General features: G+C 29.1%; 20 protein-coding genes. 12 read left to right on the top strand and 8 right to left on the bottom strand.

Features of this window, described 5'->3' with window-relative positions; translation table 11 throughout:
- Nucleotides 1-977: transcription termination factor Rho (gene rho, locus L8W64_RS06765; RefSeq protein ID WP_263673271.1), on the bottom strand; the 977-nt coding region annotated here is incomplete at its 3' end.
- A gap of 181 nt (nt 978-1,158) precedes the next feature.
- Here rho and L8W64_RS06760 point away from each other — a divergent pair.
- Nucleotides 1,159-3,504: a heavy metal translocating P-type ATPase gene (locus L8W64_RS06760; RefSeq protein ID WP_263673270.1), complete on the top strand. Its 2,346-nt coding sequence runs from the start codon at nt 1,159-1,161 to the stop codon at nt 3,502-3,504.
- Entirely contained in the window at nt 3,501-3,716 is a 216-nt protein-coding gene (locus tag L8W64_RS06755) for a cbb3-type cytochrome oxidase assembly protein (protein WP_133319850.1), read from the top strand. The genes L8W64_RS06760 and L8W64_RS06755 overlap by 4 nt, the downstream gene beginning before the upstream one ends.
- A gap of 11 nt (nt 3,717-3,727) precedes the next feature.
- On the opposite strand, the gene L8W64_RS06750 is transcribed toward L8W64_RS06755, so the two are convergent.
- The gene (locus tag L8W64_RS06750) at nt 3,728-4,033 is read right to left on the bottom strand and encodes a c-type cytochrome (protein WP_133319851.1); all 306 of its coding nucleotides are present in this window, start codon (nt 4,031-4,033) and stop codon (nt 3,728-3,730) included.
- A 129-nt stretch (nt 4,034-4,162) separates the two neighbouring features.
- Between L8W64_RS06750 and L8W64_RS06745 the strand changes: the two genes are divergently transcribed.
- Genes L8W64_RS06745 through gmhA form a run of 4 tightly spaced genes read left to right on the top strand, consistent with a single transcriptional unit; the run spans nt 4,163 to nt 7,544 of the window.
- Nucleotides 4,163-4,678 carry a D-glycero-alpha-D-manno-heptose-1,7-bisphosphate 7-phosphatase gene (locus L8W64_RS06745; protein ID WP_263673268.1) on the top strand — a complete coding sequence of 172 codons (516 nt, stop codon included), beginning with the start codon at nt 4,163-4,165 and terminating at the stop codon, nt 4,676-4,678.
- A complete protein-coding gene (gene rfaD, locus L8W64_RS06740; RefSeq protein WP_263666816.1) occupies nt 4,675-5,628 on the top strand; it encodes an ADP-glyceromanno-heptose 6-epimerase in 954 nt (317 codons plus the stop codon). Before L8W64_RS06745 ends, rfaD begins: the two co-directional genes overlap by 4 nt.
- Complete coding sequence (gene rfaE1 / locus L8W64_RS06735) at nt 5,621-6,994, top strand: D-glycero-beta-D-manno-heptose-7-phosphate kinase (protein ID WP_263673266.1); 1,374 nt, start codon at nt 5,621-5,623, stop codon at nt 6,992-6,994. The genes rfaD and rfaE1 overlap by 8 nt, the downstream gene beginning before the upstream one ends.
- Nucleotides 6,984-7,544, top strand: coding sequence for a D-sedoheptulose 7-phosphate isomerase (gene gmhA, locus L8W64_RS06730; RefSeq protein ID WP_263673264.1), 561 nt, complete (start codon nt 6,984-6,986; stop codon nt 7,542-7,544). The genes rfaE1 and gmhA overlap by 11 nt, the downstream gene beginning before the upstream one ends.
- Nucleotides 7,545-7,551: 7 nt before the next feature.
- Here gmhA and pyk read toward each other — a convergent pair whose 3' ends face one another.
- The 6 genes from pyk to L8W64_RS06700 all read right to left on the bottom strand — a co-directional run bounded on the left by pyk (nt 7,552) and on the right by L8W64_RS06700 (nt 12,954).
- Complete coding sequence (gene pyk, locus L8W64_RS06725) at nt 7,552-9,003, bottom strand: pyruvate kinase (RefSeq protein WP_263673263.1); 1,452 nt, start codon at nt 9,001-9,003, stop codon at nt 7,552-7,554.
- A gap of 12 nt (nt 9,004-9,015) precedes the next feature.
- Complete coding sequence (locus tag L8W64_RS06720; RefSeq protein ID WP_263660760.1) at nt 9,016-10,362, bottom strand: FAD-dependent oxidoreductase; 1,347 nt, start codon at nt 10,360-10,362, stop codon at nt 9,016-9,018.
- Nucleotides 10,363-10,472: 110 nt separating this feature from the next.
- Nucleotides 10,473-11,096 (bottom strand): type III pantothenate kinase, encoded by a 624-nt coding sequence (locus L8W64_RS06715; RefSeq protein WP_133319858.1) that lies wholly within the window; start codon nt 11,094-11,096, stop codon nt 10,473-10,475.
- Nucleotides 11,083-11,415, bottom strand: a complete 333-nt coding sequence (locus tag L8W64_RS06710) for a hypothetical protein (protein ID WP_263659799.1) — start codon at nt 11,413-11,415, stop codon at nt 11,083-11,085. The genes L8W64_RS06715 and L8W64_RS06710 overlap by 14 nt, the downstream gene beginning before the upstream one ends.
- Nucleotide 11,416: 1 nt before the next feature.
- Nucleotides 11,417-12,412, bottom strand: a complete 996-nt coding sequence (locus tag L8W64_RS06705; protein ID WP_133319860.1) for a hypothetical protein — start codon at nt 12,410-12,412, stop codon at nt 11,417-11,419.
- Nucleotides 12,409-12,954: a hypothetical protein gene (locus tag L8W64_RS06700; RefSeq protein WP_263673261.1), complete on the bottom strand. Its 546-nt coding sequence runs from the start codon at nt 12,952-12,954 to the stop codon at nt 12,409-12,411. Before L8W64_RS06700 ends, L8W64_RS06705 begins: the two co-directional genes overlap by 4 nt.
- A 146-nt stretch (nt 12,955-13,100) precedes the next feature.
- On the opposite strand from L8W64_RS06700, the gene gatC reads away from it, so the two are divergent.
- The 6 genes from gatC to L8W64_RS06670 are packed head-to-tail and all read left to right on the top strand — an operon-like array spanning nt 13,101 to nt 17,722.
- Nucleotides 13,101-13,388 carry an Asp-tRNA(Asn)/Glu-tRNA(Gln) amidotransferase subunit GatC gene (gene gatC / locus L8W64_RS06695; protein ID WP_133319862.1) on the top strand — a complete coding sequence of 96 codons (288 nt, stop codon included), beginning with the start codon at nt 13,101-13,103 and terminating at the stop codon, nt 13,386-13,388.
- Between the two features lie 21 nt (nt 13,389-13,409).
- Complete coding sequence (locus L8W64_RS06690; protein ID WP_133319863.1) at nt 13,410-13,979, top strand: CvpA family protein; 570 nt, start codon at nt 13,410-13,412, stop codon at nt 13,977-13,979.
- Complete coding sequence (locus L8W64_RS06685; RefSeq protein ID WP_043019516.1) at nt 13,969-14,424, top strand: Fur family transcriptional regulator; 456 nt, start codon at nt 13,969-13,971, stop codon at nt 14,422-14,424. Before L8W64_RS06690 ends, L8W64_RS06685 begins: the two co-directional genes overlap by 11 nt.
- Nucleotides 14,425-14,435: 11 nt before the next feature.
- Nucleotides 14,436-15,938 carry a lysine--tRNA ligase gene (lysS, locus tag L8W64_RS06680; RefSeq protein ID WP_220567169.1) on the top strand — a complete coding sequence of 501 codons (1,503 nt, stop codon included), beginning with the start codon at nt 14,436-14,438 and terminating at the stop codon, nt 15,936-15,938.
- Nucleotides 15,939-17,180 (top strand): serine hydroxymethyltransferase, encoded by a 1,242-nt coding sequence (locus L8W64_RS06675; RefSeq protein ID WP_263673260.1) that lies wholly within the window; start codon nt 15,939-15,941, stop codon nt 17,178-17,180. It begins immediately after the preceding gene.
- Nucleotides 17,177-17,722, top strand: coding sequence for a DUF1882 domain-containing protein (locus tag L8W64_RS06670; RefSeq protein WP_133319866.1), 546 nt, complete (start codon nt 17,177-17,179; stop codon nt 17,720-17,722). Before L8W64_RS06675 ends, L8W64_RS06670 begins: the two co-directional genes overlap by 4 nt.
- Nucleotides 17,723-17,729 lie beyond the last annotated feature (7 nt).

Raw genomic sequence — 17,729 nt, 5'->3', positions numbered from 1 at the left:
CCATGTTCTATATTTCTAGCTGCACCAAAAAAGCGCTTTGGCTTATGCAAGGCATTTGCATCAACCCCGCCACTTAAAACTTTACCACTGCTTGGTGTGGCAGTATTATAAGCTCTTGCTAATCTTGTAATAGAATCAAGTAATATAATGACATCTTTACCTGTTTCTACCATCCTTTTTGCTTTTTCTATAACAAGTTCAGCCACTCTAACATGATTATAGGCAGGTAAGTCAAAAGTAGAGCTAAAAACCTCGCCTTTGACACATCTTTGCATATCTGTAACTTCTTCAGGACGCTCATCTACTAAAAGTACAATCAAATGAGCCTCCGGATGATTTTTAGCAATAGCGGTAGCTAGTTCTTTCATTAACTCAGTTTTACCAGTTCTTGGAGGTGCTACGATTAAGCTTCTTTGACCTTTTCCTATAGGGGCAAATAAATCAAGCATTCTGCCTGTTAATTTTAAAGGATCATATTCTAATTTGATTTTTTCAGTTGGAAAAATTGGAGTAAGATTGTCAAATAAAGGTCTTTCTCTAGCTTCTTTTAATGGAAGATAGTTGATTGCTTCAATTTTTAATAAAGCATAGTATTTTTCTTGATCTTTTGGCTCTCTAACTTGACCAGTAACTATATCTCCTACACGCAGAGCAAATTTGCGAATTTGTGAGTTTGATACATAAGCATCATTTACACTATCGCTTAAATTTGAGTCCATTCCACGCAAGAATCCATAACCTTCAGGCGAAATTTCTAAAATTCCTGTAAAGAGTATAAAGCCACCTTTTTTGGTTTGTGCTTTTAGAATTTCAAAAATAAGATCTTGTCTTCTAAATTCTCTTGGATTTTCTATTTCTGCTTCATTTGCTATTTTTACTAAGCTTTCTAAATCAAGCAACTTTAAATCTTCTATTTTATAACCTTCAACAGGAATGTGTGTTCTTTGGTGTTGTTTCTTTTCTTTTGTATTTTCCATATATCCTCATAAAATGTAGAAAATGTAGTTTTTGTTTTAGTTTATTCAAAAAAGATTTTATTAAAAAAAATACTTTTTTGTCAAATTTTGGAAATTATAATATAGCTTTGTAAATAATTTTTAAAATTGAAAGTTTGAAAAAATGATAAAATATTGTAAAAACTTATAAAGAAAGTATAAAATGAGATGTAAGCATTGTCAATTAAGCTTTAAACAAGAACAAATGATAGAAAAAAATGGAAATTATTTTTGTTGTAAAGGCTGTGAAAGTGTATATGAAATTTTACAAGAGAATAATTTGGAGGAATTTTATGAAAAACTTGGCAATCAAACTTTAACCCCAGTAACAATAGAATATAGTATTAAAGACTATGAAAAATACATACAAAAAACAAAAGAAGGCTTTAGTGAGGTTTTTTTACTGATAGAAGAAATTCATTGTGCAGCCTGTGTTTGGCTTAATGAGAAAATTCTCATTAAAAGCGAAGGAGTGATAGAGGTTGATATTAATTCTATTACCCATAAAGCTAGAATTGTTTTTGATGAAAAAAGTATTAATCTAGTAAAAATTATCCAAAATATAGAAAGCATAGGCTATAAAGCTAGTGTGTATTTACCTACAAAAAATGAACAAAGAGCAACTCAAACCAAAAGAGATTTTTATGCGAAATTAATAGTTGCTATAGCTTGCGTAATGAATATCATGTGGATATCTGTAGCTAAATATGCCGGATTTTTTAGTGGTATGGAAGCTGATATTAAAGATATTTTACATTTTGCTGAATTTTTACTTTGCACTCCTGTACTTTTTTACACAGGCTCGATTTTTTATAAAAATGCCTATTATGCTTTGAAATTTAAAAATGTTAATATGGATACTCTAGTAATTAGTGGAGCAAGTTTAGCTTATATATATTCAGTGTGGGCAATGTTTTCAAGAGCTTCACAGGTATATTTTGACTCTGTGGCGATGATTATTTGTTTTGTTTTTATAGGAAAGTATTTAGAGCTTTTAAGTAAGAAAAAAGCCCTTGATACGCTCGATCATTTGAGATCATTTTTAGGTAATGAAGTAAGGGTATTAAAAAATGAAAAAATAGAAAATATTGATGTAGAAGAGGTGCAAATAGGAGATATTATAGAGTTAAAAGAAGGTGATAGGGTTTTAATAGATGGAGTGTGTATTAGTGGTAATATTAGTTTAGATATGTCTAGTTTAAGCGGGGAGAGCTTACCACTTGATGTGCAAAAAGATGATATGATTTATTCTGCTTCTTTAGTTTTAAGCGGGAATGCTTTATATAAGGCAAATGCGCTTTATAAGGATTCTAAATTAGCTAGGATTGTTAATTTACTTGAAAATTCAAGTGCTAAAAAAGCCAAAATAGAAAAAATGGTACAGCAAGTAAGTAAGTATTTTTCGCCTATTATTTTAATTTGTGCTTTGCTTTGCTTTGTTTTTACTTTTTTTGTACTAAATTTAGGTTTTGAAGAAGCCATGATACGCATGGTTTCTGTGTTAATTATAGCTTGCCCATGTGCTTTAGCTTTGGCTACTCCGGTAAGTTCTTTAGTAGCAATTAGTGCTGGTTTGAAGGAAAAAATTTTATTTAAAGAAGCAGGTGTTGTGGAAGATTTGAGTAAGTGCAATGTGACTGTATTTGATAAAACAGGGGTTTTAACAAAGGCTAGTTTGGAAGTTAAAAAAAGCTTTTTAGATGAAAGGTTGGATAAAAATGAATTATTAAATTTCTTACATTTAACTAACCACCCAGTGGCTAAAAGTATTTTAAAATTTTTAGATAGAAAAATAGATAGTAGAATAGAATTTGAAAAAGTTCAAAATTTTCAAGCAAGAGGCTATAAAGCCTTTTTAGACAAAGATGAATTTTTAGGAGGAAACGAGAAATTTTTCAAAGAAAATCATATACAAGTGCAAGAATTTCAAACTACGCATTTTATATTTGCTAAAAATAAAACTATATTAGCAGTTTTTGAATTAGAAGATAGTATGAGAGAAAGCTCTGAAGAGTTGATTGAATTTATGAAAGAATGTAAAATGCAAATTTATATATTAAGTGGCGATAATTTAAATGCTGTGAGTAAGGTGGCTGAAAAATTAAAAATAAATAATTTCAAAGCCTCATGCATGCCAGAAGATAAGATGCAAACAATAGCTAGGTTAAATCAAATAGGTAAAGTTTTAATGGTAGGAGATGGAGTAAATGATGCTTTAGCACTTTCTTATGCAGGTGTTGGAGTTTCTTTAAAAGAAGGTTCTGAGCTTGCTATGGAAAATAGTGATATTATGTTGTTAAAAAACGACTTGAAAAGCTTGCAAAAGGCTATACAAATAGCTAAAAAAACTTATCAAATTATTAAACAAAATTTAGCTTTTTCTTTATTTTATAATGCCTTGAGCATGCCTTTAGCTTTTTTTGGTTTGATTAATCCTTTAATTGCAGCTTTATCAATGTCTTTTAGTAGTATAATAGTGATTTTAAATGCTTTAAGGATTAAAAAATGAATGGTGTTTTAATGATGATGATAGGTGTTTCTATGGTTGCTTTATTTTTGGCAATTTGTGCTTTACTTTGGGGGATCAAAAATAAGCAATTTGACGATGATTATAAATTTACTACTTTAAATGATAGCGAAGAAGCTTTAAATGATGCAGTAATTTTGGAAAAAAGAAAAAAAGAAGCTTTGGAAAAGAAAAATCAAGAAAAACAGCCGTAAAGGCTGTCAAATTATTTTTTTAAGCTCTCGATGTATTCTTCAATTGCTTTAAAATCTGCTTCTGTTAAACCTTTAAGGTTAATCTTCATGATTGCACCTTGGCCATAAGCATTTCTTTTACCTGCTGCATAATCTTTCATGTATTGTAATCTTTCAGCTGCAGTTAAAGTATTTAAAGCAGGAACTTTATTAAGATAAACTTTATCTGCTTTAGCACCATGACATACTGCACATTTTTTATAAAGTGTAGCACCATCCGCAGCAAAAGCTGAAACACTAAGACATGCCAAAGCTGATAAAACAAGTAGCTTTTTCATTGTATCACTCCTATATAAATTGAAAATAAAATGTCTTTAATTATATGCTTTTTTTATTTAAAGTCGCTTAAAAAACTTTTTTACTTGATAAATTATAGAATCTTAAAAAAAATTCATTATAATTTTTTTATGAAAACAAAGGCGTTATTTTTAGATAGAGATGGGATTATTAATATAGATAAAAAATATGTTCATAAGATTAGTGATTTTGAATTTTGTGATGGTATTTTTGAACTTTGTGAATTTTTTCAAAAGCAAAATTTTTTAATTTTTATAGCTACTAATCAATCAGGTATTGCAAGGGCTTATTATAATGAAAAAGATTTTGAAATTTTAAGCTCATATATGCTAGATGAGTTTTTGAAAAAAGGCATTAAAATAGAAAAAATTTATCACTGCCCTCATTTAGAAAATTGTGAATGCCGTAAGCCAAAACCCGGCATGCTTTTAAAAGCACAAAAAGAATTTAATATAGATTTTTCACAATCTTTTTTTATAGGAGATAATTTAAGTGACATGCAAGCTGGAATTAATGCTGGTATAAAAAATCTATTTTTGATTAATGAAAATTATAATGATGGTAAAAATTATAAGGTCTTTAAAAATTTAAAAGAACTTTTGTATTATTTAAAGGATAGGAAATGAAAATTGTGATAACAGGTGGAGCAGGTTTTATAGGCTCTGCTCTTGCTCTAGAACTTCAGGATAAACATGAGGTTTTGATTGTGGATAAAATGCGATCAAGTGCTACTTTTGAAAATGGAAATTTAGAAAGTTTTGGTCATTTTAAGAATATTTTAGATTTTGAAGGTGAGCTTTATGTGGGCGATATTAATGATGAAAAAACTTTAAAAGTTATAAAAGCTTTTAAACCTGATGTGATCTTTCATAAGGCTGCAATTTCAGATACAACTGTTTATGATCAAAACAAAGTTTTAAAGACCAATTTAAATACTTTTAAAGATTTTATAGAACTTGCTTTGGAGCTTAATGCAAAACTAATCTATGCAAGTTCAGCCTCAGTTTATGGAGATGCTCCAAGCCCGCAAACTGTAAATTTAAGTGAAGCCCCTAAAAACCCTTATGCATTTTCAAAATTAATGATGGATAAATTAGCAAAAAAATATTTTGATAAAATGCATATAGTTGGGCTTAGATATTTTAATGTATATGGCAAGGGAGAATTTTTTAAAAATAGCACTGCTTCTATGATTTTGCAATTTGGACATCAAATTTTAGCGGGTAAAAGTCCGCGTTTGTTTGAAGGAAGTGATCAAATTTATCGTGATTTTGTGTATATTAAAGATGTAGTGAGTGCAAATTTGCAAGCTTTAGAAGCAAAAAGTGGAATTTATAATGTAGCTACAGGTAAAGCAAGAACTTTTCAAGATATAGTAGATATTTTACAAAAAGAATTAAACACTAATTATCCTTGTGAGTATATTCCTAATCCTTACAAAAATGCTTATCAATTCCATACTCAAGCAAAATTAGATGAGAGTTTTTCATATAAAGCTAAATTTAGTCTTGAAGAGGGTGTAAAAGATTATTTAGATGAGATCAAAAGGCTTTATGAAAAGGAAGTAAATGTTTGATTTTTTAAGTTCTAAAAAGCCAAAAATTTTAGTTGTTGGAGATTTTATGGTGGATCATTATATATGGTGTGATTGCACTAGAATTTCTCCAGAAGCTCCTGTAATGGTGATGAAATCACAAAAAGAAGATAAAAGACTAGGTGGAGCTGGTAATGTGTATGCAAATTTAAAAAGTCTTGGTGCTGAGGTTTTTGCTCTAGGGCTTGTGGGTGATGATGAGAGTGGGAGGTTTTTAAAAGAGAATTTAAATGCAAAATTATTAGTGGAAAAGGATAGAAAAACCCCTCTTAAGAGTAGGATTTTATCACATTCTCAGCAAGTTTTAAGACTTGATGATGAGAATGATTTTGATACTAAATTAGAAGATGAAATTATCCAAGAGTATAGAAAAATCGCAAAAGATTATGATGCAATTATTTTGAGCGATTATGCTAAAGGAGTTTTAACTTCAAAAGTAACAAAAGCTTTGATAGAGCATGCAAATACTTTAAATTTACCTATTTTGATTGACCCAAAAGGAAGTGATTTTAGTAAATATCAAAATGCAACCTTACTAACCCCAAATAAAAAAGAAGCTATTCAAGCTTTGGGTGTAGAAAAAATTGATAATTTGGAAAAAGCTTTGAAAAAATTAAAAGATGATTTGAATTTAGCTTATTCTATTATAACTTTATCTGAAGAAGGAATAGCACTTTTTGATGAAAAATTACATATTATTCCCGCAAAAGCTTTGGAGGTTTATGATGTAACAGGAGCTGGAGATAGTGTTATAGCTATGCTTGCTTATGCTTTAGCCTTAAAAGTTGATATTGTAAAAGCATGTGAGTTAGCAAATGATGCAGCAGCTGTTGTGGTAGCAAAAGTAGGAAGCGTGAGTGTAAGTTTAGAAGAGATTAAAAATCTAAAAAAAGCTTCTTTTGAAGATAAAATTAAAAGCAAAGAAGAGCTTGTGAAGTTGATACAAAATCAAAAAGTAGTTTTTACCAATGGATGTTTTGATATTATGCATTATGGTCATATAAAATACCTTGAAAAAGCTAAAAAACTAGGAGATATCTTAGTTGTAGGTTTAAATTCAGATGAAAGCGTAAAAAGACTAAAAGGAAACTCAAGACCTATAAATTTAGAATTCCAACGCGCATGTATGCTTGCGAGTATGTATTTTGTAGATTATGTAGTGATTTTTAATGATGATACTCCTTATGAACTGATAGAGTTTTTAAAGCCTGATGTGCTAGTTAAAGGAGCTGATTATAAAGGCAAAGAAGTAGTGGGTTCAAATTTAGTAAAAAAAGTAGAATTAATTGACTTTGAAGATGGATTTAGTACTACTAATATAATTAATAGGATTGCAAATGATAAATAAAATTGAAAAGGAATTTATTCAACATCAAAAAACTTTAGAACAAAGTTTGAATTTAAAAGAGCAAATTGCTACGGTTGCTCAAGAATTAAAAGTGTGCTTGAAAAGTGGTGGGAAAATTTTAATTTGTGGAAATGGTGGAAGTGCTGCAGATAGCCAACATTTTGCAGCTGAACTTAGTGGAAGATATAAAAAAGAAAGAAAGGCTTTAGCTGCTATTGCTCTAAGCACTGATACTTCTGCTTTAAGTGCTATAGGAAATGACTATGGTTTTGAATTTGTTTTTTCAAGACAAGTTGAAGCTTTAGCTAGCAATAATGATGTATTGATTGGAATTTCTACTAGTGGAAAAAGCCCAAATGTGATCAAAGCTTTTGAAAAGGCCAAAGAAATTGGCACTAAATGTATAGGGCTTAGTGGAAAAGGTGGTGGAACGATGAATGCATTATGTGAGCATAATATAATCATCCCAAGTGATGATACGGCCAGAATTCAAGAAATGCATATTCTAATCATACACTGCTTGTGTGATCTAATAGAAGAAGAATATTAAGTTCGGGTTATTTTCCCAAACTTAAATAATATTCAATTTGATCTTTTTGTAAAATTCTAATTAAATTTGTACTTCCTGCAACACCTACTGGAAATCCTGCAGTAAGGGTATAAACCCCATCTTTTTTCATAAGGCCTTTTTCAACTCCAAGTTTTACAGAATTGCTTAAAAGTTCTGTTAAATTTTCATGCTTTTCTATCAATATAGCAGGTTGAACTCCCCAAACTATACTTAAAAAATTTAAAGCTTTTTTAGAATGAGTAATAGCTATGATATCCATTTTTGGACGATACCTTGCTGTTTTAACTGCAGAAGCACCACTGCTTGTAATGGTAAAAATTGCATTTGCATTTAAATCAGTTGCTAGTTGTGTGCTTGATTTGGCAATGATATCAGTTTCGTTAAAACATTTAAAATTTTCAAATTTTTCATAAGGATAGTTTTTTTCTGTTTCTATAATGGTTTGAGTCATAATATCAACCGCATTTGCCGGATCAATCCCCACTGCACTTTCTTCACTAAGCATAACCGCATCGGTACCATCAAGTACAGCATTAGCAACATCTGAAATTTCAGCTCTTGTGGCAGTTTTTGATTTTGCAAGCGAAAAAAGCATTTGAGTAGCAGTGATTACAGGCTTATTGGCCTCATTAGCTTTTTTAATGATGAGTTTTTGTATATTTGGCACTCTATAATAAGGCACTTCAATGCCTAAATCTCCTCTTGCCACCATTATACCATCGCTGCTATTTATAATTTCATCGATATTTTCAACAGCATCAAATTTTTCTATTTTTGCAAAAATAGCAATTTTGGCATTATTTTCATCAAGTATTTTTTTAACTTCATCAATATCATGAGCATTTTGCACAAAAGATATAGCTAAAAAATCAACATCGTTTTTAATGCCCCATGCAAGATCGTCTTTATCTTTTTGAGTTATAACATCGATATTGATTTTTGTATTTGGAAAGTTAATTCCTTTATTTGAACTAAGCACCCCGCTATTTTCTACTTGGGTTTGGATAAAATCTTTTTCAACTTGTATAACTTTAGTTTTAATAGAGCCATCACAAAGATAGATGTATTCTCCCACTTTTAGCATAGAAAGAATTTCGGGATGATTAATACAGACTTTATAGTGTTCATTAGAAAGTTTTTCGCCTTCAAAAGTATCTTTGTAGAAGTCTAGTCTATCTCCACTTTTTAGCTCAAAAGCTTCTGGAATTTTTAAGGTTCTAATTTTTGGCCCGCTAATATCTTGTAAAATTCCAATCCTTGCATTAAGTTCAGCTGCTACTTTTCTAATGGTGGCTAGGTTTTGACTATGATATTCGTGAGTTCCATGTGAGAAATTTAAGCGAAAAACATTCACTCCATTAATAATCATTTGTCTTATTATAGTTTCATTTTCACTTGCTGGTCCAATTGTTGCGACTATTTTTGTTTTTTTTAACATTTCCTATCCTTTTTATAGCAGTTCGCTAGTAAATAAATCTTCATTAAAATTAGCACCCAAGTATTGACAAATAAGTTTTGCATCTCTATAACCATTACCAAGACAACTCGTAGCACCTGGGCTTGGTGTCATATTAAAAATTATACCCGGAATTTCAGTGATGCTAGCCTCTCCAAGCATTAATTCTCCTGCTTTTTTATCAAGCACTTGAGGTCGCACTCCTCCAAAATTTTTAGCATAGTAAATATCATCTGTTTTTAAACTAGGAACTATTTTTTTAGCATCTTTTACAAAAAGTTTTTTGTTGATATAAGGAATTTCAAATAAATAATTATAAAGAATATAATTTCTAATAGTAGAATCTTTAAAAAGATTAAAACAAATTTTAATTACATTCATATCAAGATTAAGTGTTTTAAAAAATTCAGGTAAAGATTTAAAGCCATGGTATCTTTCTAGCATAGGAATAACTAAAGCAGTAGGACCAAAACGGGTGTTCATATTAGTTAGCAAATCAGGATCGCCATGTAATGCAGCAAATGGGAGTTTTGGATTTTGCACCATATAAACCTTACCATTTAAAATTTTTCTTTTTGCCATGTAAAAACTTCCTGCAACAGGAAAGCAAGATTTGTCTAAACCTATACCCATTTTATGTGCTAAAAATAACGAGTGTGCGCCTGCATTGACAATAATGGATTTTGCACTATATTCTTTAAAATCTCTTGTTTTTATATAAAAAATATCATCTTTTTTTTCTATAAACACAACTTCTTGATTGTAAGCAACATGAGTATCTTTACCTTGTTTGCAAGCTTGCTCTATGAGATTTTGACTCATAAGTCCAAAATCTACTGTGGTATAAATTTCACCTTCTTCTACACCCATAGCTACTATATTATCCGCCCTATCATTGACACCATCTTCACCTAAAACAACATTTGGTTCTATTTGTTTGATTTCATTTTTTGTGTAAAATTTAATATAAGGATATAATTCTTTAAATTCTTCATATCTATTTTTCATATATTCACATTCTTTTTCCCCAACTGCAAGTGCAAGTTTTTGGTGTGAATACATGAATTTATTTTGTGCATTTTGCAAGAGCCCATATTTTACAATCATATCTGCTGTTTTTTTAACTTTTTTTGCTTTTTCCAAGGTATAGTTAGTTTCTATATCACCGCAGTGGATGGTTTGTGAATTACTTGTGCTGTGACTATTTAATGTTGCAGCGTTATTGTATTTTTCTAATAATGCAATACTTTTAATATCAGTATATCTTGCTAATTCGTAAAATGCTGCAGCACCAGAAATCCCACCGCCAATCACTACGGCATCAAAGTGTTTTCGATCCATTATCATCAATTCCTTTTGTGTATGTTTGATTTTGCTAATAATATCAAAATATAGTTGTTTTGAGTTTAAATAAAGCTTATAATTGAAAAGCCAAAGATATGGTTAATCTTTTAAAGTATAAAATTTTCACAAACAGCTTTTTTCATACCTCTAAAAATCAAAAATTTATCATAAATTGCATAATCAAAAAAATTTGCAAGAAATTGCCCATCGCCACCTGTAAAATATAACTTTTTATCATATGCACTATCTTTTATAAGTAAATATATACTTTTAAAAACTCCATAACTTAAAGCATCAATAGTTCTTTGGGGAAAGGCATCAAAGTTTATTTGAGTGTTAAGTTCGTGTTTTAAGCGAGAAGAAATACTAGCAAAAGATTTTTTGTAGCTTTCAATACCAGGCAGGATAAATCCTCCAAGATGGATTGAATTTGAAACAATATCTACAGTTATTGCAGAGCCTGCATCAACTACTACCCCATCTTCTATGGTATAGCAAGCTGCTATTCTATCAACTCCTAAATTCTTATAAATAGTATCAAAATTAAAATATGGAGCAAGGTTAATAAATAAAGGATTTTGCTTTAATCTTTGCTCTAAATTTGGATTAACATTGATGTAAAACACTTTTTGTGTCGGCTCATACTGTAAAAATTGTTCTATGCTCATAGAATGAAATTTTTGCTCATTTAAAAAACTTGCAGTTGTATTACCAATATCACACAAAAGCATAACTTTGAATTCCTTTGGTGAATAAATATTCTTTTGCTTTTGAGCAAATTAGAGATTGATGAAAAATAAAATGATTTTTAAATTTTAAATTTAAAATTTGACTTATATTTTGAAAAATATTTTCAAATTCTAAACCCTCTTTTTTTAAAATCTTACTTTTTGCAAAAGAAAATAAAAATAAACAATATTGTTTTTTTGTATTTTCTCCATAAAAGCAAATTAGTTTTTTCTTTTTGCTAAAAGCATGGATATCCAAAGAATTAATATTTTTTAAAATAATTCCATGCTTAATAAGAATATCGCTTAGTTCTTGATTCATTTTAATTTAATTGTAAAACTTTATTGTGATAGAAAAATTTACCATTAGCCATAAAACTTTTTTTATCAATAGCTTCATTTAATTTATATACGGTAAAATCTTTCAGATTTGTATTTAATTTAATTAAATAGCCAGTTTTTTCAAATATATACAAAGAATCATTATATAATGTGCTTTTGGAAAATAAAGCAAATTGAAATTTTATTTCATCAATTTTTCTAAGATTATAATCATTTTTGATAACTCTTCCATCTTTTGTTAATATAAAAATTTCTTTATCGTTAATATTTACTTCTTTAATGTTTTCGTTTAAGTATAAAGTTCTATTTGGTGTTACAACGATGATTTTTTGTGCTGTTGCGGCAACCATTGTATCGTTTTTAACATGAAGATAGATGATATTATTAAAAAATTCTTCACTACTTACTAAAATTTCTTTACTAACTTTTAGTGTACTTTTGTTAAGTATGGCTAATTTTCCATTAAGCATAGGGTATATGATAATGGTATTTAAAAAATAAGGATTAGCATAGCGACTATCTTGAGCATAAGCAGTGCCTAAATTTTGTAGCATTCTTATACCAAGATTTTTATTAGCATACACTAAAGTATTACTTGCTAAAATCAAAGCTATATCATCCCCATCTACATTAGCACTTACTACACTTTCGTTAAATTTATGAGAAAATAATTCTTCACCTTGTAAATTTAAAATTTTAAAATTCCCATCATTATCAGCTATAAGAATTTCTTCTTGACGGATATTTAAAATATTATAGTTTTTATCTATTTTTAAAGCAGTAATATTTCCTTTATTGTCTATGAAAGTATTATTGTTTAACTGAGCAATGTTGTTGTTAAAATTAACTATTTTTCCATTAATATTTTTAGAATTATAAGGAAGTTGTTCTAGTTGTGTTGGTTGATAGTATTCCCTTTTAGTGCCACAAGCACTAAAAAATATTAAAGTAATAATAAATAAATAAAAATGCTTCATTTTATTCCTTGATAGTGTTTTAAGCTTGTGATGATTTGCCATAAAGGAGAATTTATAGGTATTTTATTAAATTCAACATCTGCGTTTTTAAAATCATTTTGTTTTAAAAATTCAAAACCTATTAATAGAGTATTATAATCTTTTAGAAAATCTGATTTTTGATTATTTTGGGCAAGCACTATTTGTTTTAACAAAGGATCTATATTAAGACTCAAGATTTGATTAAGATCTTGATTATTTTGACCCATAATATATATGGTGTATAAATTTGCATTTTTTTGCTTTAATTCCTCAATTAATTTTTGATCTGAAGGATTTTTTAATAGATTGTTAAAAATGATATTACTTTCTTGGATATTTTTTTCTTGTTTTATATTATAAATATAACTTCCACTAAAATAAAGAACTAAAAGAGCAATAAGAGCAATAAAATAATATTTGTATTTTCTTATAAAGCGTTCTGATTTGATAAAATTTTCCATCATTTGCTCTTGAGAGCTTAATTCTTCTTTTACTACTTTCAAATTTTCTTTTAAAGCCATATTTTTCCTTTATTAATATAAAAAATGTTATTTTGTAATTTTAAAGTCTATAATTGTAACATATAAAAATGAAAAAATAAATTATTTTATGTTATAATTTTCAATCTAAACCAAAGAGTTTTATAAAATTAAAATTAAGGTAAATGATGCAAATTGATGATAAATTATTAACTAAACTTGAAAAGCTAAGTGCTCTAAAAATAGCAGATGAAAAAAGACAAGAACTAGAAGAGCAATTAAGCCAAATTGTTAATTTTGTGGAAAAATTAGATGAATTAAAACTTGATGATATAGAAGCCATGACTAGCACAACAAATGGTGGAACCTTATTGAGAAATGATGAGAGTAAAAAATCTGATGTGATAGATACGATAAGCAAGCATGCTCCAAATTCTCAAGATGGATTTTTTATAGTCCCTAAAATAATTGAATAAAATATTTGGAGTTTAGCGTAGATGGAAAATTTTTCGTGGTTTGATGTTTTTGTTTTAGGTTTGACTGTAATTTTAGGCTTAAAAGGCTTGGTGAGTGGCTTATTTAAAGAAATTTTTGGTTTATTGGGTATAGTTGGTGGGGTTTTACTTGCTTCAAGATATGCTAAAGAGGTAGCAGAGATTATCAATAATAATTTTTATGCAATTGAAAATGAAAATCTTGCTATTTTTGCAGGTTTTTTAGTTTTGTTAATCGTGATATGGATAGCATGTATGGCCTTGGGAAATATATTATCAAAAATGTTTAGCATGAGTGGTCTTGGTTTTATAGATCGTATAGGTGGATTTTTATTTGGAAGTGCTAAAATATTTTTAATTTTTGCAATTTTAGTTGCTTGTATTAATAATATAGAATTTTTAAATTCAAGTTTAGAAAAATATGCAAACAATAGTCATACTTTAAATTTACTTAGAAAAACAGGTGAATTTATAATGAATACTGATTTTACTCAAAATAGTTTAGAAAAAATAGAAGAAAGAATTAAAGATTCTAATATAAGTCTAAATTCGGAGGTAAATAATGCAAATTGAAAATATAGAATATGATGTTTTACTTGAGCGCTTTAAGAAGACACTTAAGGATAATGGCTTAAAATATACCAAACAAAGAGAAGTGCTTTTGAAAACTTTATATAATAGTGATATGCATTATACCCCAGAAAGTTTGTATGTGGAAATCAAGCAAAAAAATCCTGAATTAAATGTAGGAATCGCTACAGTTTATAGAACTTTAAATTTATTAGAAGAATCAGGTATGGCTACTTCTATATCTTTTGGAGCTTCAGGGAAGAAATTTGAACTCGCAAATAAACCCCATCATGATCATTTAATTTGTAAAAGTTGTGGAGAAATAGTTGAATTTGAAAATTCTATTATTGAGCAGCAACAAATGTTAATAGCAAAAGAATATAATTTTAAATTAACAGGACATTTAATGCAACTTTATGGGTTATGTCCGCAATGTAGTAAAAAATAAAGGTAAAATTAATGTTTGATAATATTTTAGAACAACAAAAAATTCAAAAAGCGCAAGAATTAAAAAAGCTAGGAATTAATCCATATCCACATTTTTTGAAAAAAGAAATGAGTATAGTTGAATATAAAAATAAATTTGCATACATTAAAGATACGGAAAATCAGCGTGATGAAAAAGTATACGGAGTGTTAGCAGGAAGATTAAAACTTCTTAGAATAGCTGGTAAATCGGTATTTGCCAATATAGAAGATGAGCAAGATAATATTCAAATTTATTTTAATCAAAATATTTTAGGAGAAGAATACTTTGCTATTTTAAAAAAATATCTTGAAGTAGGGGATATTGTTTTGGTTAAAGGTTTTCCTTTTATGACTAAAACAGGAGAATTTAGTCTTCATGTTGAGCAAATTCAAATAGCTACAAAAGCCATAGTGCCTTTACCGGAAAAATATCATGGGCTTACTGACATTGAGCAAAGATATAGAAAAAGATACCTTGATATGATCATGAATAGTGAAGTAAGAAAAGATTTTATTTTGCGTTCTAAAATTGTTTCTTATATTAGATCTTTTTTTGATAATAAAGGATTTTTAGAGGTTGAAACACCAATGATGCATCCTATTGCAGGAGGAGCAAATGCAAAGCCTTTTGTGACTTATCATAATGCTTTAGGTGTGGAAAGATTTTTAAGAATTGCTCCAGAATTATATCTAAAGCGTTTGATTGTAGGTGGTTTTGAGGCAGTTTATGAGATTAATAGATGTTTTAGAAATGAAGGAATGGATTTAACACATAATCCTGAATTTACTACAATCGAGTTTTATTGGGCTTATCACAATTATCATGATTTAATGGATTTAACAGAAGAGCTTTTTGCTATGCTTTTGGATAAATTAAATTTAGATAAAAAGCTCGAATTTGATGAAAAAATAATTGATTTTTCTAAACCATTTGAAAGAATTACTTATAAAGATGCTTTGAAAAAATATGGCGGTTTAGATGATGAGCTTATTAATAATAAAGAATTAATTTTAGAAAAATTAAAAAAAGATGGTTTTGAAGCCAATGAAAAATTAGAATTAGGTCATTTGCAAGCTGAACTTTTTGATAATTATGTTGAAGATAAATTGATTAATCCCACTTTTGTAATAGATTTTCCTATTTCTATAAGTCCTTTGTCTAGAAGGAGTGACAAGGATAAGGATATTGCTGAAAGATTTGAATTGTTTATCGCGGGTAGAGAGATTGCTAATGGATTTAATGAGCTTAATGATCCGCTAGATCAATATGAGAGATTCTTAAAGCAAATTGAAGCTAAAAATGCAGGTGATGAGGAAGCATGTGAAATGGATGAAGATTTTGTTAATGCATTGGGCTATGCTATGGCACCAACTGCAGGTCAAGGCATAGGAATAGATAGGCTAGTTATGCTTTTAATTAATAAAAAATCAATTCGTGATGTAGTGCTTTTCCCAGCTATGAGGCCACTTAAAAATGAGGTAAAAGGAGAGTAAATGTTGGAAAATTTTGATAAAGAAATTTTTGATTTAACCCAAAAGGAGCTAGCAAGACAATGTGATGGTCTTGAAATGATAGCAAGTGAGAATTTCACTATACCAGAAGTAATGGAAGTAATGGGGAGTATTTTAACAAATAAATATGCAGAAGGCTATCCTGGTAAAAGATATTATGGTGGATGCGAATTTGTAGATGAAATTGAGACAATTGCTATAGAAAGATGTAAAAAACTTTTTAATTGTAATTTTGCCAATGTACAGCCTAATTCAGGTTCTCAAGCAAATCAAGGTGTATACATGGCATTGTTAAATCCTGGTGATAGAATTTTGGGTATGGATTTAAGTCATGGGGGGCATTTAACTCACGGTTCTAAAGTAAGTTCTTCTGGAAAAGTTTATGAAAGTTTTTTTTATGGGGTAGAGCTTGATGGGAGAATTAATTATGATAAAGTTAGAGAGATAGCAAAAGAAGTTAAGCCAAAACTTATTGTTTGTGGTGCTAGTGCTTATCCTAGAGTGATTGATTTTGCTAAATTTAGAGAAATAGCAGATGAGGTTGGCGCATATTTATTTGCTGATGTTGCGCATATTGCAGGATTGGTTGTAGCAGGTGAGCATCCTAGCCCGTTTCCCTATGCTCATGTTGTAAGCTCTACAACACATAAAACTTTAAGAGGTCCAAGAGGCGGGATTATTATGAGTAACGATGAAGAAATTGCCAAAAAAATCAATTCTGCAATTTTTCCGGGCATTCAAGGTGGTCCATTAATGCATGTAATTGCCGCCAAAGCTGTTGGATTTAAATATAACTTAAGTGATGAGTGGAAAATTTATGCTAAGCAAATCATTAAAAATACTGCTACCCTGGCTCAAGTTCTAATAGATAGAAAATATGATTTAGTTAGCGGTGGTACTGATAATCATTTAATTTTATTAAGCTTTTTAAATAAAGATTTTAGTGGTAAAGATGCGGATTTAGCTTTAGAAAGAGCAGGTATTACAGCAAATAAAAATACGGTTCCAGGGGAAACTAGAAGTCCATTTGTAACGAGTGGTTTAAGACTTGGAACAGCAGCTTTAACAGCAAGAGGTTTTAAAGAGGAGCAAATTACTATTGTTGCAAATTATATAGCTGATATTTTGGATGATATACAAAATACAAAACTACAAGAAGAGATTAAAGTTAAACTGAAAAATTTGGCAAGTAATTTTATTATTTATGAAAGGGCTTTATTTTGATTACAACTATGGATTTGGCTTTAATTAAAATGGTTACAAGCCATTATTATATTAAGCGTAATGCTATAATTAACAAATATGAGCATAAAGGTAGAATTTTTTTTGATAAATTCGAAAAAGTAAATGCTCCTTTGACAGCTAATGTTATACAGGAACATATGGAAAAAAAAATTATTGTAGCACACTCTTTGATTAATAGTTTTGATAAGGTTGAAAATATTGTATTTGATTACAATGGTTTTAACGCAGAGCGTTTTTGGCATAGAGCACAGCTTGTTTTAAGGGAAGAAGGTTTTATAAATTTTACTGCCTATAAAACAAGAACTAACAATCATTTGCATTTGTATATCCATAAAGGACATACTACTTTTAATGAAGCATGCTCTTTGGGATCAAAATTATCTTTGCTTTTTTCTCAAAAAATGCCTGTAGAGTGGAAAGTTTTTCCTAGTATGGATATACCTAAGGAATTTAATATTTTAACTTTACCTTATGAGGTTTATCAAAAAGAGCGTGGCGCTTCTTGGTCTAAACATATGTAATTTTTGA

Origin of the sequence: Campylobacter sp. IFREMER_LSEM_CL1097, from assembly GCF_025772225.1 — a bacterium.
Classification (GTDB): Bacteria; Campylobacterota; Campylobacteria; order Campylobacterales; family Campylobacteraceae; genus Campylobacter_D; species Campylobacter_D lari_D.
Note: the sequence above shows the minus strand (reverse complement) of the source record. Positions and strands in the feature narration are given on the sequence as shown.